This window comes from Chitinophagaceae bacterium (genome assembly GCA_016710165.1).
Lineage (GTDB): Bacteria > Bacteroidota > Bacteroidia > Chitinophagales > Chitinophagaceae > Ferruginibacter.
On sequence record JADJLJ010000001.1, the window covers coordinates 1257999 to 1271864 of the forward strand.

Below are 13866 nucleotides of genomic sequence, written 5' to 3' on the forward strand. Positions count from 1 at the left end.
CTTACTTACCGGCGGAAATTTTGTTATCAATAAACTCCCACTCCTTTACAAGCGAAGGCTGATGTTCTTTTTTCACTATCGCATCAAATTGTTTTAGCAGTTCCGGATATAGTGCCGCCACATTTGTTGTTTCATTTATGTCTGTTTCAAGGTTATACAGTTCCCACATGGCAAAAGGATTTTTTTTCAGATTTATCTTTACCGCTTTCCAATCTCCCATACGGATGGCCAATTGACCTCCTTTTTCGGGGTACTCAAAATATAGATACGTATGTTTTTTTTGCTTTTTGGTTTTCCCTGACAATTCCGGCAAAAAAGAAATGCCGTCGGTATTATCAACGTGTTGTTTTGTAATATCAGCCACTGTTGCAAAAAAATCATATTGTGTGCTTACCAAGCGGGATGTAGTTCCTGCTTTGATGCGTCCCGGCCACCTTACAATAAAAGGCATTCTTATGCCCCCTTCGTATAAATCCATTTTTAAACCTCTGAGCCCATCTACACTATTAAAATATTTTGCATTTACCCCTCCATTAAAAGTAGCGCCGTTATCGCTGCTGAACAGAATAAGGGTATTTTCATCAAGGCCCAATTGTTTTATTTTGGTCATTATTATACCTACCTGTGCATCCAGATAAGTGATCATAGCAGCGTAAGCAGATAGTGGGTATTTAGCTGAAGCATACCCTTGCTGGCCATAGTACGGCTTTTCATCAAATTGACCGACATATTTATTTATCCATTCATCAGGTGCCTGCAGCGATACATGGGGAAGAGTATATGGCAGATACAAAAAAAAAGGGTTGTTTTTATTTTTATCTATAAAATGCAAAGCTTTACCGGTCATTAATGCCGGTGCATAATCTTTGCCTTTAAAATAATCAAAATCTTTATCGGTAACATTTGCAGAATCTGATTTTTGTGCACATTTATAAAAGACTGATTCAATGTATCCCATTTATCATTTTCCCATAAATGAGTTGGGTAAAAATTATGGGCCTGTTTCTGGTCTAAATAACCATAGTAATAATCAAAACCATGTTTTAAGGGAGAACCTTCCGTGTTTCCCATTCCCAGTCCCCACTTACCTACAAGGGCTGTTTTGTAACCTTTTTGTTTTAGTAAATCAGCCACTGTAAATGCTTCGGATGGCAAGGGCATTTGTCCTCTCTCGGCGCTGTCAGCAAAGCCGCCCAGTTCATAATTGCCACGGATATAAGAATGCCCGGCATGTTTACCTGTCATAAGCATGGCCCTTGATGGTGCACAAACCGGCGCACTGCTGTAATGCTGCAAAAACCTGATTCCTTCTGCCGCCATTCTGTCGAGATTGGGTGTTTTAATTTTTTGCTGACCATAACACCATCTGTATTTGCAAATAATACTTGTGAAAAGGCCTTTTTTTTTTTTGGGAAAAAATCCTGCTAATATCACAAATAAAGTAATTTTCATTTTCCTTCTTTTGTATTTTAATTTATTTTAAATATTGTTCCAGTATTTGCATACAATACCATTCCTGCCGTGGTAAATGAAAAGGCCCTTTATACAAATTTCCTTTTGCCGGTTGCGCTAATGTACCATCCCGGTGCAGGTAACCAAACCATTCCCCGTTTTCTTTATCATGGAAATGTGAGTATGAATAATCATGTACCATCTTATGCCACTCAGCATATTTTTCATTGCCGGTCATTATATAAGCCAGCATTGTTGCAATGATTACTTCATTATGCGGCCACCACATTTTCATATCCTGCCAGTATTCCTGCACAGGTTTGTTATATACATCACGGAAATATAAAATGCCGCCATGTTCTTTATCCCATCCTCTTTCCCACATATAGTCCAGCATCCGGCAGCCCAAATCAATTAATCGCTTATCATTATTACGGTGCTTTGCCTCATGCAAAATAAACCAGGCACCTTCCATAGCATGTCCGGGATTTAAAGTTCTTCCATCAATATGGTCAATGATGCTTCCATCTGGAGCTACCTGCTCCATTACACATTTTATATCGTCTTTTACAAAATCTCTTTCTATTTCAGCCATCCATTTCTCTATCCATTCATCGCAGCGGGGGTCGCCAATTGTTTCTCTTAATTGTTGCGCCGTATTTATCATTATCATTGGCACACCAATACCTTTTGATGGTCTTGTACCAGTGAATTTTGATTGCAGCAGGCCGGGAGTAGTTGCATACTCAATACATTTTCCAAATACAAATCTTGCTTTTTTGGCTGCTTCTTCACTGCCACTGGCTTTTGCATAAGCCGCTGCTGCAATTACATAAAATGTTTCAGAGAAAAAATATCTTCTTTTGCGAATAGGTCTTCCATCTCTTGTTACATGAAAAAACATCTGCCCATCGGTATCAAAACAATGCTTGTTTAAAAAATCATACCCAAGCTTTGCTCCATCAAGCCATTCCTGTTTTTTTTCTACCGTATTGTATAGAGTGGACAGCATCCATGTTGCCCTGCCTTGTATCCATACGGCTTTATCATCATCAATCAATGAACCATCTGCATCTCTCATTAACAGAAACCCGCCGCATTCTTTATCAAAACAGCGGGGGAACCAAAACGGAACGGTGTCGCTCAGCAACTGGTTAGTATAAAATTCTTTTAGCGTTTCTAAGTCTTGTTTTTGATAACTCATTACTTCAGTTTGTTTTTATAATAATCATTTCAACTTTACGCTGATAAAAACTATTTGCCTGTAATTTTCTTTCTCATACAATACACCCACTTTGTTTTTATCCAACTCTACTATATCGGAATAGGCAGCAAAGTCCATTCTTTTATCCTTGTAAGGTTTTTCATTTTTAGCCAGCAGGATGTTTTTCTTCCAGGTTTTCCCTTCATCAAAACTTATGCGTAACGTAAGTTTGTCCCTGCTTGAGGTATCAGCCGCATTGCAAAAGACAAGAATGTTTTTCCCTTTTTTTGTACCTGTATTCAACAAACTTCCCTGGCAAACAGGGTCAGGAAGATTTTTATCAAAATAACTGGTGTCCCAGGTAGCGCCACCGTCGCTGCTGATGGAAACAATTCTTTGCCGGATATGCCCCCGCTGATTACGGCTGTTCATCATCAACCTGTCATTACTTAATTCGGCTGCGGTAGATTCATTACTTCCGGGAACATTTAAAGAAGTACCAAGATGAAATGTTTTGCCATGGTCATCCGTATAAAACCCATGAGCATCATAATCCATTGCCTGTTTTTGCGGCCCGCCTGCTGAATGATTTGCCGCCACAAAAATTCTTCCTTTGTACTTTCCCTTTTGAAATTGCATGGCATGGCCGGGTGTGTTGGCATAAGTCCGCCAGTCTTCCGGGAAATTATAAGCGGCGTTTAGCAGTATTTGTTTGGGGCGATGAACCTGCGTTGTTATATCAACTGCATTGCTCCATGTATGGCCGCCATCAACTGATGTTTTATACCATACCTGCTTATATCCTTTACCTTTTCTCACTTCTCCTTCATGATTATTGCCGGTATTATAAAACAAAAAAATCCGGCCATTGGGGTATGCAGGGTCTGTTAAATCAACCACAGGTGCAGGATTACCGGCTTGTAAAGTATCAAACTCAGCTACATGTTGCAAAGCACTCCATGTATTGCCGCCATCACCACTGCGTTTCAATACAATATTAATATCTCCAAAGTCTCCAGCATTATTAACACGACCTTCAGCAAATGCCAGCAACTCACCATTGGGCAGGGAAACGATGGCAGGGATGCGATATGATTTATGGCCTTCAGTACCCGATATAAAAACAGGGACAGTTTTGTATTGAGCAGTGCTACTAACCAAACTGAAAATCGCAATGATGAATAATGATGCAGCCTTCATTTATGATTGTGTTTAATCCTTGATTTATTTTATTATTTCACTAACCGGCACTTTTACATAATACAAATCCTTTGTACCCTCGTATAACAATCCAATAGTATTATCATCAATCTTTGTTAAACAGGAATAGCCGAAACACTTCTTTCATCAATCAGCAACTGATTTACCGGCAACCATGTTTGTCCTAAATCCAAACTTGCCTTGATGGTAATTTTTTCTCTGGGCGCAGCAGAAGTATTGGGGTTGCTGAAAAACAAAACATCTTTCAACGTTCCGTTTACATTCACTTTTGCTTTAATAAAGCTCCCCATACATACAGGGTCGGGCAATGTGTTGTAAGAAATGGAATGTTCTGTCCAGCTTGCGCCCATATTTGTAGTGGTAGCTACACTTCTAAAACTTCCCCGGTTGTCCCGCATGTTCAACATCAATGTACCGGGTGTTGTTTCCACCACCTGTGCTTCGGTGGTGTTTGATTTTGGGCCAAGGATTTTCCCTTTCCATGTACTGCCGTTATTATCGCTGTAAATAATAGTGGAGTAGGGAACATTGCCAGCCGTCCAGTATTGCGCTGCAAAAACCAATTTGCCATCCTGCATGGCAATACCATTGCCGGGGCCATTGAAAAATATTTTCCATGCCGGTTCTTTTATTTGCGGGGTTATGGTATATGGCGCAGACCAGGTAGCCCCATCATCTGTACTGCTTACTAATACAAACTGCCCGGTAGAATCCGGAGAAATGCCGCCTATAGAACCGGCAATAGAACGATTGCCTTTGCTCCATAATGCTGCAACAAATATTTTTTTTGTAACGGGGTCAAATAAAACAGCCGGGTCGCCAATGCCGTTGTTTTCATGAGGGGCGCCCATGTCCATAATTATTTTCATCGGCTGCCATGTTCTTCCACTGTCGGTGCTGCGGCTCATGCCCACATCAATATTGCCTGGTAAATCGCCACTACCGGTATAGCGTATATCATACACCGCAATTAATGTTCCCCTGTCTGTTTGCACTATACCGGGAATGCGGTAGGTGTTTACGCCATCATCACCTGCTTTTCTTACTGCCACACCGGCCCGTTTTGAATAAACAGAATTGTCCTGAGTAATTATAATTTCTTTTCCTTCTTCCGTAGTCAGCCTAGTGCAACGTAATTCAATTTTATTATCAATGCCTGCATTGTTTTTTAAAACAATGCTGGCCCAGATAAAACGGGTGCCGGGCTGCAAATTTAGTGTTACAGGTATACCCATTGCCGCAGCAGGAGAAACGGATGCAATGGATGGAATGGTAAAAACCGGGTCGGCCCCGGATGCATAAATGTTTATTTTATCCACCCCAGCAATGGCCTGCGTATTCAGTGTACACTGTAGCTTTCTTATTTTTTGTTCTGCATTGCCCGCAGGTATAGTAATAGCTACCCGTACAATGGGATTTTCTGCCAACCCACGCAACACAGGGATATCAGGCGAGTAAGAACTTGCCTGTACATTGCCGGCGGCGGTGGCGGAGAAGATTTTTTTGAACACTCAAAACTGCACATTGCAAGCAATAAAATACAGGCCCACATTTTAAACCGAACTGTTCCCATAAATTCTTTTTATACTTCAGTGAATTCTTTATTCTTTGGCCGCAGGAACAATAACTGGATAATTAAAGCCACTGCCACAATTCCTGCAAGCATGGCAAAATCTTTTCCCAACTTTCCGGCATCTGTTGATTTACCAAGCAGGTCGGTTATAAATGCTCCGGCAAATACACCAACCATATTCATCAATCCATAAGCAGTGGCCCTGTATTTTTTTGAAACAAACTGGCAAAGTATCGGCATGTTGTTGGCATCGAACATACCAAAGCCAAAACCAAAACAAAATGCCGAACCAATAACTGCAAATAAGGAATGACCAAAACCGATAAACAGTAATGCGGGAATGGTTAATCCCAAACCAATAGCACTTGTATAAATTCTGCCACGGATATTTTTCTGCACCCAACGGTCAGATAAAATTCCGCCGAAGATGACTCCCAAAAAAGATGATGCGGCAATAGTGATGGTGGATAATGGACCGGCTTTCGACATATCAATATTTAAGTTTTCGGCAAACAGTGTGGGCAGCCAGTTTTTTACTCCCCAACCGGGTAGGCTGGGTATGGCAAAATAGAAAAGTATTATCCAGAAGGAAATGTTTACAAACAAAACGCCAAGCCCTTTAAAAACTGATGATTTCTCTTTTACAATATCATCCGCTGTTTCAGTATATCTTTTTCCTTTAAAAATAAAATCAGCACGGCTGAATAAACGATACCGATGATGCCGAATGACTGAAATGTTTGCTGCCAGGAAAACTCTGCAGCTATGGTTGCACCAAAGCCGCCGAGGGCCTGGCCCATATACAAACCCGTCATGTGAATACCAACGGCCAGTGACCTTGTTTTATCAGAATGATAATCGGCAATGAGTGATAGCCCGGCAGGAATATATAACGCCTCACTTACACCCATTGCAGCACGCAGCCAATACAATTGGTCAAATGTTTTTGCATATCCCATTGCAAACGTAACAGCACTCCAAACAAACAAACTTCCTACGATTAACCATTTTCTGTTTATTCTGTCAGCAATGATGCCTGATACAGGACTCATAAATCCGTATATCCAGAGGAAGATTGCCATCAGATACCCGAAGTTGGTGGCTGATTGCAGTTCTGAAATATCCACCATCATGGTAGGCTTCATGGTGCTGAGCATTTGCCTGTCCATATAATTAAGCAATGCTACCACCCAAAGCAGCGCCACTACTATCCAGGGATATTTTTTTGATTGTATCATTTTGTTTGTTGCAAGATTTTTACTGATAAAATATTGGGTGTACGAACACCTGCTTTTATTTCACCGCTGGGTATCATCGCAATATTATCCCACCAGAAAGCAGTAGTGGTTACAGGTACAGGAAAGGGTATCGTTCCTGCAGTTTTGCATTTTCCTGTATTGATATTGTAAAGAAGAACTTCCTTACTGAATCCGGGATGTGCTTCGAGTAATTGAATTTTCTGTTGCGTTAACTGTTTTTTTTCTGCTTCGGTTTTGGCCTTACTGATATCTGCGTTAAAATTTTCCACTTTGCTAAAAGTGGTGCCTCTGTCGCCTCCAAACAACACGATACCAGCAGAACCGGCAGCTACCCCGGTTCCGGCTGATAATGTGTACAGTAAAGGTTCTAATTCATTCCATTGGTTTTTCAATGCGTTGTATTCATACACAGAATTATATAATTCGCTGATGCCCACAGGGGTTTTTCGCCGTCCCCCAAAAAGGTAAAGTTTCAAAATCCCATTTACTCGAGGTGCAACAAGCACAGCATGGGAAACCGGTTTAGGAACTGAGGCTAATTCTTTCCATCCTTCACCTGTATTGTTCAGGTCAATAGACCAACATTTATCTGAAACGCTATCGGTTGTTTCACCTCCTGCCACATAAACAATATTTTTATCGGAAACAGCAGATGCATTTGTAATAGCAACAGGAAGCTTGGGCAAACTTTTTACTACGGCAGATTTAATTTCATTATCCCATTGCATTAAAAACACTTTATCAGAAATACCTGCTTCATTTTCTCCGCCGGCATAAACAAGCCCTTTGGGTGTGGAGCAATTAGCGCTATAGGCTATATTTTCCGGTAATTTTAATTCAATGGCCAGTCGTGTAAACCGGGTACCATTTTTTTTATAAACATATATGTCACCGTAATACTTTTTTTTCCCTCCCTGCCAGGGCATACTGTCGGGGAAATTTGCCCCCCCGGCAACAAACATTTTGTTACCGCTTACACCGGTAACCGGGCCTGCAAAACCCAATGAAACTTGTTGTCCGCTATCCGCAGGCAGTTCAGCAGCTATTTCCCATTTCATAGAAATGCCAGTAGTTTTTTGTGCCATAACAGGTGCAGTTAAAAACATGAGTTTTGTAATTATAAATGGCAAGTATTGGTTCATTTATTATATCATATTTGAGCAACAGGTGTTTTAGAACAGAAATTACTGAACATAAGTTGTCCAACTTCTTTTTTGAATAACTCAAAATTATCAGCATCCATATTCTTTACAGGTAAACGAAATTCACCACAGTCTAACCCGATTAATTTCATATATGCTTTGCCAGTTGCAATGCCCCCATATTTGCCCAGCAACCGTATCATATCAATTGATTGCTGTTGCAATAATTGTGCTTTTTGCAAATCACCATCATTAAAAGCATCTATAAGATTATAGTACAAAGGCGCTGCATAGTTAAAGGTGCTGCCTACTGCTGCCTTTGCCCCTAATGATAAAGCAGGTAACATATTTTCATCCCTGCCCCACAGCATATCATACTTACCATTTTGAAAATGGATACAAGAAAGAAAATCCATAAAATCTTCATGAGTATATTTTATTCCGGCAAAATTTGGCACTTTACCATCAATGGCTTTTAATAAATCAAACATTGGAAAACCAACACCAGTTAATACAGGAATGTGGTAATAATAGAAAGGCATATCCGGTACTGCTGAAGCGACTTCATAACAGCATTGTGCCAGCATTTCTACATTGGCTGGTTTAAAGTAAAAAGGCGATGTAAAAGAAACCGCATTCAATCCAATTTCCCTGGCATGTAAGGCCAGTTCTTTGCAATCTGTCAGGCAGGTGCCGCCTAATAATGGCATTACAATAAAATCGGCATCGCCTTTTGTACAGGCAGCCCATGCTTCAGCCACTGCTTTTTTTTCATCCACCGACATGGAAACCCCCTCGCCGGTGGAGCCGCAAATAAAAGCCCCTATAACCCCATTTGCTTTAAGCATTTTGTAGTATGAAGGAATAAGGGATAGATTTAGTGAGCCATCCTTATACATCGGTGTAAATGGCGCTGCTATTAAGCCTTGTAATTGTGGAAATGCCATATTGTTATTTTGATATAGTAAGATAATAATTGAAGATAGAGTAATAAAAAACCGGGAGCAAGAATACTCCCGGTGATTGCTTGCTAACTGCTTATGCTATATGAAAATCATTATTATAACTTCCGTCATCAGGCTATTATCAAAACGCCGGATAACCTGGCGTTTGTGTCAATGCCCTGTTGTTTGTTAAAGAAGCCCTATCAATTGGCCAAAGCACTTTATAAGCTTCCGACGATAATACACTGGTGTGCTGGAATACATAACTATTGCCGAAACGGCGCAGGTCATGCCACCTTTTACCCTCAAAAATGAATTCAAACAAACGTTCCTGCAGAATAGCCTGCTTGGCATCCGCATCAATAACCTGATTAGGGAACCCAATAGTACCTGCAACATAATTGGCCCCAAATGCTCTTGCCCTTACTAAATTTATTTCTGTTGCCGGATTTTGGCCTGAAAGAACTTTTGCCTCAGCAATCAATAATAATAAGTCTGCATATCTGTAAATTGGATAATCATTACTGTATACCCTTATGCCGGCTACCTGCTCACCCTCAAATTTCTTAACAAAGCAACCTGCAATAACATACACTCCGGGGCTGGGCCTTGTGAAGGCCGATTGAATGGAGAACCATTTACGGGCATCGCTATTATTAAACTTTCTGAAAGTGGCCACCCTTACCGGGGCCCTTAACAAGCCGCCCCAGTTGTCTAAAGTAGGGCTGTTCATCTGCCTTGCATTTAATGAGTCATGAAAATTTGCAATCAATGAAGTTTGCGGATAAAATGTTCCGGAAAACGGTAGTGAGTTTTCAGCGTTCAGGTTACGAACAGCAAAGATAATTTCACTATTACCACGGCTGGTAACAGCAAATACATTTGCAAAATTTGCTTGCAAAGCAAGAGCAGGAATATTTGTTTGAATATCAGTTAAGGAATTAAGTGCCGTAGTGGCATCAGCGGCACCACCGCCATTTTGAGATGTCCATAAATACACTTCCGCCTTTAACATGAGTGTAGCAGCCTTGCTCCAGTAAGATTTTGTGTTGCGGAATGAATAGTCAGTGGCATAGCTGGAGACTGATTTATCAATGTCAGATTTTATTAAAACTATAACATCGGCCGCAGGTGAAGCAGGTTTCGCCAGATTTGCAAGATCCACATCTGTAAACAAACCTGTCCAAATTACAACATTACCCCAGGCACGGGTTAATTGAAAGTAATAGTATGCCCTCATACCATATGCAAGCCCGAGATAATAGTTTTTGTTGGCCGTACTTACTACAGCCGTTGAACTTAATTTATCAATCAGCAAATTTAATTGTGCTATGTTGCTATAAAAACCTCCAAAGCTACCTACTCCCGGGGCATCTAATGTTAGGTTTTGTTGCCAAAAACGCTCCAGTCCCTGTGTAGCTTCGCCGGTAAATGTACTTGCACTGCCGGGTTCTGTTCCGTAAATATCGGACCTTAATTCGCCCAATGCCTGAATAGATGATACATGGCTTCTGAACCGGGCATGAATACCCGACACAAATGCATCAAACTGATCTGCTGTTTTCCAATAACTGGCATCGCTGATACTGCTGATGGGCTCCAAATTCAGTTGCTTTTTACATGAAGTAAAAAAACCTGCTGTAGTAATGGTTATAGTGAGATAACATATTATTCGTTTCATAAATAAAATTTTTAAAGATTAAAAGGATACCTGTACCCCGAACACATATGATTTTGGCGTTGGATAGTTTCCTGCAAAAATTCCGTTTGATTTTGGCTCAGGTGAATTACCACTAAATTTGGTAATGTAAAACAGGTTATTAATGTTCATAAACAACCTTGCCTGCGACAGCACTCTTGTTTTTGACAAAAGTTTTTTTCCAAAATCATAAGACAGCGTAATTTCTCTGCAGGCTAAGTAATCACCTTTTTCATAAAATCTTGAATTGTTGCTTTGCAGAACCTGATTTGCATTATTGCCACGGGTATAGTTTTTCTTACCGGCAGGAGCGCCTACCTGGTCAGCAAAATAAACTTTTGGAATATCGTTCATAGAGTTATCGCCAGAAAAACCTTTCTTCTGCCAGTCAATATAATTGAAGGTACCCTGATAATTACCGAGTGTTCTTGTAACTAAATCATTGTACAGAATATGACCAACCGCAAAATCCCAGCGGGTATACAGGCTAAAGCCCTTAAACGAAAGTGTGGTAGAAAAACCTCCTGTAAACTTAGGGTTAATGTTTCCTACGTATACCTGGTCTCTAGAATCAATTGTGTCATTTTTATCTACGTCCATCCAGTTAACATCACCGGGGGTGATTTTACCTAAACCAGATGTAAGCCCGGGGCCGGAGATAAGTGCTACAGCATCGTACCTGGTATTAGCAACTGTAGCTATTTCAGCTGCATTTTGAAAAATAGATATTTGTTTATAGGCATATACAGCTCCAAGGGGCTGGCCTTCCTGTAATCCACTTACCCAAATAACTTTACCAGCCTTGGGGTCAAAAATTTGAAAACCTCCCTGCCGGTTATTTTCGTTACCATTGAAAGGCAGTTTAGTTATTTTGTTTTTTACAAATGCGATGTTGCCACTTACGTCTAAGTTAATTCCGCTTTTAGTTTTTAAGATATTTGCGTTAACCGTAAATTCGTAACCTTTATTTTCCAGTTCACCATTATTTGTAGTAATACCACCAAAGCCGGTATAAGCGGGAAGCACCAGGCTTTGTAAAATATCGCTGTTAAGCCTTTTGAAGTAATCAAAAATTATTGTAACCTTATTTTTCAATATACCAATGTCCAGTCCTATATCTGTTGTGGTGCTTTTTTCCCAGGTTAATTTTGGATTAACCGGCAGTGTATTTAGAAATCCCAAGCCACCGTTATAATTGCCTTGTGAGCCGTAACCACCTTGCACATCATAATTACCAATGCCGGAAGCATTTCCATTTACACCATAGCTTATACGTGGCTTAATGGAAGAAACTACGTTTGCAACAGCTGACCCTTTATAAAATTTTTCATTGTGCAAGTTCCAACCCACTGAAATGCCCGGAAAAAATCCCCATCTCACTTTTTCTGCCAGGCTGGATATACCGTCTGCTCTGTGGACAAAAGTGAGTAAATAACGGTTGTCATAGTTGTAATTTATCCTGCTGAAGTTGGAGATAATCCTGAATTGAGATTTACTGCTGAAGTTACTGCCAGGTGCAAAAACAGTAGAAGCATTGACGGTTGTAATATCATCTGTTGGGGCGCCGGTACCGGAAACCTGTGTACTTAAAGATTTCTGACCAAATGATTCAGCGCCAATCATTGCTTCAATATTATGTTTCCTTCCAATGGATTTTGTATAATTGATAATGCCATTAAATGTTTTTTGTACGGTTCTTCCAAATGAAGCAAATGCAGGCCTTGTAGTATTAAACCCTTGCGGATTGGTATAGAGTTGTCCGTAAGTCTGTGTTGCTTTTGTAAAGCCGTCATTCACATTTTCAAACAGGTAAATATTACCAGAGAGTTTTACAAAAAGGTTTTTCATAATGTCGTACTTCACAAAGGCATTACCAGTAATCCTATTAACTTCATTGTTTCTTATGTTTTTATTCAACCAATATAATGGGTTGCCGTCTGTAATACCATTTCCAGGATTAGGAATAGTTTTTGCAGAATCAAGCCAGGGGTTCATCGTTGGCCAAAGTCCAATATTTCTGTAAAGTGTATTAATTTCTCCTCCTATTACCCCAAATTGAGAAGAAGTGGAGAATGTGGCCCCTGAGCCAACTTCCAGGTTTGGCTTAACCTTGTAAGAGCCATTAATGTTTCCTGAAAACCGCTTATAGTCCGAGCCTACTATTATTCCTGTTTCTTTATAATAATCAAAGCTGGCAAAATATTTTCCCCTGTCGTTACCCCCTGTTACATTTACATAGTGGTCATCTGTATTACTATTCCTGAATACCAGGTCAGCAACTTCACCACCATGGTCCTTAAAAATGATTGTACCGCCATAAGGGTCACCAACGGTATCCCATCCACTATTGAGAAGGTAAGCATTGGAGGCATCATACTTTCTGATGTCGAACAAGTTAAAATCTGCAATACCTGTGCCGGAGGGTACCCCCGGCCCTGTTGGTAAACCATATCCTCTTGATTGATTAACTGCTGTAAGTGATCTTTGGCTATTGAAATTTCCCAACCGGTTATAATAGATATAATCTTTTGCACTCAGGTAGTTATAATCTTCTCTGTTTCTATTTAAACCTTTTACATATTTATATGATACTTGTGCCGTTCCAGATTTTCCCTGTTTTGTGGTAATAAGTATCACACCATTTGTAGCCCTTGTCCCATAAATTGCTGTTGAAGCCGCATCTTTCAATAATTCAATAGATGCGATATCGTCACTTGGTATATCATTGAGTGAACGTATTATTCCATCAACTACTACTAATGGCGAGACATCACTGCTGATGGTAGAATAGCCCCTCAAAAGAATTGAAGGAGCCCCCCCGGGTGTTCCTGAATTATTCACTACTCTTATACCGGCTATGGAACCTTGCAGAGCCGTAGCAACATTTGACCTTGGGGCATTTTTAAGCACAGCATTATCAAGCTTGCTAATCGAGCTTGTAAGATTTCGTCTTGATTGTGTACCATACCCGACAACAACAACCTCACCGAGATTGGATGCTTCCGTTTTCATAGAAAGTGAAACATTGGATGAAGTACCGACAGTAACTTCTTGAGAAGTAAATCCTGTAAATGAAAAAACTAATACATCCCCCTGCGATGCGTCAATGGAAAATTCACCATTGCTGTTTGTTTGTGTACCAGTATTTTTTCCTTTTACAATAATGTTCACGCCCGATAATGGCTTATTATCCTCATCAGAGGTAATCTTACCGGAAATTTTTTGAGTTTGCGACCAAACAGTCGCTGATAGGAGAATGCAGGCTATCGAAAGCGAGACTCTCATAATTGCAGATTTCATAACAGCAGTTTTTATCGTTAATTGTATTATGTATGACATAATAAAGATAATGGTATATCCTGACCTTAGCCA

7 protein-coding genes and 2 pseudogenes are annotated in these 13866 nt (G+C 40.2%); all 9 read right to left on the reverse strand.

Features of this window, described 5'->3' with window-relative positions; translation table 11 throughout:
• Position 1 precedes the first annotated feature (1 nt).
• A pseudogene (locus IPJ02_05485) lies at positions 2–1452 on the reverse strand (arylsulfatase).
• Positions 1453–1474: 22 nt separating this feature from the next.
• The gene (locus IPJ02_05490) at positions 1475–2656 is read right to left on the reverse strand and encodes an AGE family epimerase/isomerase (protein ID MBK7375021.1); all 1182 of its coding nucleotides are present in this window, start codon (positions 2654–2656) and stop codon (positions 1475–1477) included.
• 24 nt (positions 2657–2680) lie between these two features.
• Positions 2681–3856: an exo-alpha-sialidase gene (locus tag IPJ02_05495; protein MBK7375022.1), complete on the reverse strand. Its 1176-nt coding sequence runs from the start codon at positions 3854–3856 to the stop codon at positions 2681–2683.
• A 116-nt stretch (positions 3857–3972) separates the two neighbouring features.
• Entirely contained in the window at positions 3973–5388 is a 1416-nt protein-coding gene (locus IPJ02_05500) for an exo-alpha-sialidase (GenBank protein MBK7375023.1), read from the reverse strand.
• A 71-nt stretch (positions 5389–5459) separates the two neighbouring features.
• A pseudogene (locus IPJ02_05505) lies at positions 5460–6688 on the reverse strand (MFS transporter).
• A complete protein-coding gene (locus IPJ02_05510) occupies positions 6685–7635 on the reverse strand; it encodes a galactose oxidase (protein MBK7375024.1) in 951 nt (316 codons plus the stop codon). The pseudogene IPJ02_05505 and the gene IPJ02_05510 overlap by 4 nt, the downstream one beginning before the upstream one ends.
• Positions 7636–7859: 224 nt before the next feature.
• The gene (locus tag IPJ02_05515; GenBank protein ID MBK7375025.1) at positions 7860–8798 is read right to left on the reverse strand and encodes a dihydrodipicolinate synthase family protein; all 939 of its coding nucleotides are present in this window, start codon (positions 8796–8798) and stop codon (positions 7860–7862) included.
• A 139-nt stretch (positions 8799–8937) separates the two neighbouring features.
• Positions 8938–10476 (reverse strand): SusD family outer membrane lipoprotein NanU, encoded by a 1539-nt coding sequence (nanU, locus tag IPJ02_05520; GenBank protein ID MBK7375026.1) that lies wholly within the window; start codon positions 10474–10476, stop codon positions 8938–8940.
• 18 nt (positions 10477–10494) lie between these two features.
• Positions 10495–13794: a SusC/RagA family TonB-linked outer membrane protein gene (locus IPJ02_05525; protein ID MBK7375027.1), complete on the reverse strand. Its 3300-nt coding sequence runs from the start codon at positions 13792–13794 to the stop codon at positions 10495–10497.
• Between the last annotated feature and the right edge of the window lie 72 nt (positions 13795–13866).

What these genes read in the sequence shown, in the direction of transcription:
- IPJ02_05490 (MBK7375021.1), bottom strand. Translation starts at nt 2,656, where the DNA reads ATGAGTTATCAAAAACAAGACTTAGAAACGCTAAAAGAATTTTATACT.
- IPJ02_05495 (MBK7375022.1), bottom strand. Translation starts at nt 3,856, where the DNA reads ATGAAGGCTGCATCATTATTCATCATTGCGATTTTCAGTTTGGTTAGT.
- IPJ02_05510 (MBK7375024.1), bottom strand. Translation starts at nt 7,635, where the DNA reads ATGCCCTGGCAGGGAGGGAAAAAAAAGTATTACGGTGACATATATGTT.
- IPJ02_05515 (MBK7375025.1), bottom strand. Translation starts at nt 8,798, where the DNA reads ATGGCATTTCCACAATTACAAGGCTTAATAGCAGCGCCATTTACACCG.
- nanU (MBK7375026.1), bottom strand. Translation starts at nt 10,476, where the DNA reads ATGAAACGAATAATATGTTATCTCACTATAACCATTACTACAGCAGGT.
- IPJ02_05525 (MBK7375027.1), bottom strand. Translation starts at nt 13,794, where the DNA reads ATGAAATCTGCAATTATGAGAGTCTCGCTTTCGATAGCCTGCATTCTC.